Below are 3,850 nucleotides of genomic sequence, written 5' to 3' on the forward strand. Positions count from 1 at the left end.
GAACTACGAGGTGCCGCAAGAAAAATATGGTCGTGCGCTGGAGCTTGGAGTGCTCGATTCACGGTATGCACAAGCTCCGCAGACGGTAGGCGTCGGGCCACAACAGATTGCACCGGTTGGGCAGGTGACCTACGTGGTGGCCGCGTCTAGCTAGGCAGTGCTTGGTTCGATACGCGACTCGCGGCGGCGAGGCGCGTATCGTGTCCCAACTTTGACCCTTCCCCTCTTCGTGCGTTAGGTGATGAAATCCCGATACGGCGATGCTTCAGCCTTGACGAGCGCCTGCAGGTTGGTGGGCCGATTTTAGAGCGCGGGCCGGTAGGGTGGGCCTATTACAAATGATGGACGGGGCGGCGGCGCGCGCCGTGTGCTCTTGGGTGCGTCCTGCCTGTGGTTATCCGATTCACAATATCGGTTGCTTCGCCGTCCGTGCTAACGCTTCATGCTGCACGACAAGCTAAATCTTCGCGTTTCGCAGTCGCAGCGCGTTCGAAATGACGGAAGCTGAACTCAGGCTCATCGCAAGCGCTGCAATCATCGGCGAGAGCAGCAACCCGGTGAACGGGTAAAGCACGCCGGCCGCCAGCGGAACGCCGAATGCGTTGTACACGAACGCGAAGCCAAGGTTTTGCTTCATGTTGGCGACCGTTGCCTCGGATAGCTCTCGCGCACGCGCAATACCGCGCAAGTCGCCCTTGACGAGCGTCACTTGCGCACTGCTCATCGCCACGTCCGTGCCCGTTCCCATCGCAACGCCGACATCGGCTTTCGCGAGTGCCGGAGCATCGTTGATACCGTCCCCAGCCATCGCCACGACATGTCGGGCTTGCTGAAGCTGTGTCACCAGTTCGAGCTTGTCGGCAGGCTTCACCTCGCCATGGAACTCATCGATGCCGAGCTTCTCGGCGACGGCCTTGGCAGTGACCACGCCATCGCCGGTCGCCATCACGACGCGAATACCGTTCTCCTTCAATGTCGAAAGCGCCTCCGGCGTCGTCGCCTTTATCGGGTCCGCGACTGCCAGCAGTCCGGCCAGGCCGCCATCGGCCGCCAAGTACATGACACTGGCGCCTTGCGCGCGCATACCGTCCGCCTCCTTGGCCAGGGATTCCACAGAGACAGCGTCAGTCTGCATCAGCGCGGTGTTGCCAAGCGCGAGTGTTCTGCCGGCGACCAGTCCTCGCACGCCAATGCCCGTCGCAGATTCAAAATTGTCCGGGCGGTCCAAAGTGAAATTCTTCTCACGCGCAGCGGCAACGATGGCTGCGGCAAGCGGATGCTCACTACCTTGGTCCAGACTCGCCGCCAGACGAAGCACTTCATCGCTCGTGTATCCGTTTGTGCCCACGGCCTGCTCGAAAGCTGGACGCCCCTCGGTCAGCGTTCCCGTCTTGTCGACAATGAGCACATCGACCTTGCGCAGATTTTCGATCGCGGCTGCATCTCGAAAGAGAATCCCGGTTGTGGCGCCTTTGCCGCTTGCGACCATGATCGACATCGGCGTCGCAAGGCCCAGCGCACACGGGCACGCGATGATGAGCACCGCCACCGCATTGATTAGACCGAATACCCAGCTAGGCTGGGGTCCAAAGATGCCCCACACAATGAAAGTGAGAAGCGCGACGCTGACGACCCCGACGACAAACACCCCGGCTACCTTGTCCGCCATACGTTGCATGGGCGCCCGAGACCGTTGCGCCTGCGCGACCATCTGGACGATTTGCGACAGTACGGTCTCGGAGCCGACCTTTTCTGATCGAATGACGAGACTGCCCGTCGCGTTCATCGTTGCGCCAATGACGTGGTCCCCAACGCGCTTCGTGACGGGAATGGGCTCGCCAGTAATCATGGACTCGTCCAGCGAACTCGAGCCATCGGTCACCACGCCATCCGTGGGGACTTTCTCGCCGGGTCGCACGCGAAGCAGGTCGCCCACATGCACATGGGACAACGGAACGTCTTCCTCGGAGCCGTCGGGGTTGATGCGTCGGGCGGTCTTGGGGGCGAGCCCGAGCAGCGCCTTGATGGCTGCGGATGTTTGCGAGCGGGCCTTCAGTTCGAGCAATTGCCCGACAAGCGTCAGCGAAATGATGACCGCCGCCGCTTCAAAATACACGCTGACTCGGCCGTGCGCGCTGTACGTTTCAGGAAATACGCTGGGGAAAAGGGTGGCGATGACACTGTAGATATAAGCCGCGCCTGTCCCTAGCCCGATGAGCGTCCACATGTTGGGGCTGCGGTTCATGAATGAGCGCACGCACCGTTCAAAAAACGGCAGGCCTGCCCACAGGACGACTGGCGTAGAGACGATGAACTCGACCCAGTTTTCGGTGCCGGCGTTCATCAGTCCGAGGCGATGGCCAAACATCGCCAGCACGAAAACTACGACGGTCAGTGGCAACGTCCACCAGAACCGGCGTCGGAAATCCACCAGTTCCGGATTCTCACCATCGTCGACGCTGGGCAGAATCGGTTCGAGCGCCATGCCGCACTTCGGACATTGCCCGGGATGGTCCTGGCGAATTTCCGGGTGCATCGGGCACGTGTAGATGGTGCCCTCACGAACTTCGTGTGGCTGCTGATGGTCCTGATGGTGATGAGCATGCGCGTCGTGTCCGTGCCTCGCGCAAGGGTCGTGCTCGTCCGTCTCAGGTGCGTCATGCCCGCCCGGTGACGCGTGCCCGGAAATCCGGTGACGGTGAGGCTCGTCTGCTCCATGTTGACCGCTCATCTTGACGCTCCTTTTCTACTCTCCGCCAGCACCATGCGGATTCCTCGCGATTCACGGTTCTCATATCCGGTATCTATCCTGGGTCAACCGCAATGCGGTTGACCGGCCAACTGCTGAATCTTCAACCTTCCCACAATGGGAAAGTCAAGAGCGCCATATTGCGAGTATCGGCCTATGGGCTCGGCCGCGGATGGGCTCTCGAGTGCTGCCAAGAGTTTCGGCATTTCTGTCTGGCGTTCGCTTCCCGGTGCATCGAGCAGGCCCACCTTGCAGGCCACGACCGGACGGGTGAAACCCGGCGGCTACTACGGCCCGATAGGCTTCGGCGGGTACAAGGAGTCTCGGGGGAAGCCAAGCTGGCACCGACGGCGCAGGACCCCGCGCTTGCACGGCGACTCTGGGATGCATCGGTCGCAGCCACCGGCATCGATCCGGGGCTTGCGGCGGTGCGCTGACAACGCCTTCGCCGAGAGCCGGTCAGCCCTCCGGAGCGCGCCGCAATCTACCGCGCCTTGAGTTCCCACAATGCGTCGAGCACGTGCTGTGTCGCGCGCTCGATCGGGCCCGCCCGATGGGCAATGCCCAGCTCCCGCGAGAGGGCTGGGCGCAGCGGACGCATCACAATGCGCGCATTCGACTGCGGCGCCCCCGCCTCATGCGGCAAGAGCGCCGCGCCATAGCCTGCGGCGACAAGGCTCTTGATTGCGTCGTTGAAATTGAGTTCGATCCGCGGCACCGGCCGGTAGCCGCCCAACGCGAACCATTCCGATATGAGCCGCGACAGGCGCGTTGTCGCATCGTTGAGAATCAGGGGTTGCTTCGCGAGCCACGCGGGCGTAATTCGGGCCGGGCAACGCCAGTCGGCAGGCAGGAAGGCCATGACCGGATCGCGGCGCCACGACCGGATCGCGAGTCCCGCGACCGGGGATTGCGGCAGGGCGACGAGCCCCACATCGAGCGTGCCTTGCGCGAGCCGCGCCAGCGTCTCCTGCGACGTGAGTACCGCGATCTGCACGTCGATGTCCGGGTACTGCTCGCGAAGTTGCGCTACCGACTGCGGCAACAAATGCGCGATCGCGCCGGTAGACGCGCCCAGGCGTACGCGCCCGGCCAGCCCCT

Annotated in this window: 2 protein-coding genes; both read right to left on the reverse strand. The window is 62.7% G+C overall.

Features of this window, described 5'->3' with window-relative positions:
• Nucleotides 1-457: 457 nt before the first annotated feature.
• Nucleotides 458-2,731 carry a copper-transporting P-type ATPase gene (locus VGL01_RS11890; RefSeq protein ID WP_414720234.1) on the reverse strand — a complete coding sequence of 758 codons (2,274 nt, stop codon included), beginning with the start codon at nt 2,729-2,731 and terminating at the stop codon, nt 458-460.
• Nucleotides 2,732-3,233: 502 nt separating this feature from the next.
• Nucleotides 3,234-3,850: LysR family transcriptional regulator substrate-binding protein (locus VGL01_RS11895; protein ID WP_331569482.1), on the reverse strand; the 617-nt coding region annotated here is incomplete at its 5' end.

It is taken from the genome of Trinickia sp., assembly GCF_036503415.1.
Lineage (GTDB): Bacteria > Pseudomonadota > Gammaproteobacteria > Burkholderiales > Burkholderiaceae > Trinickia.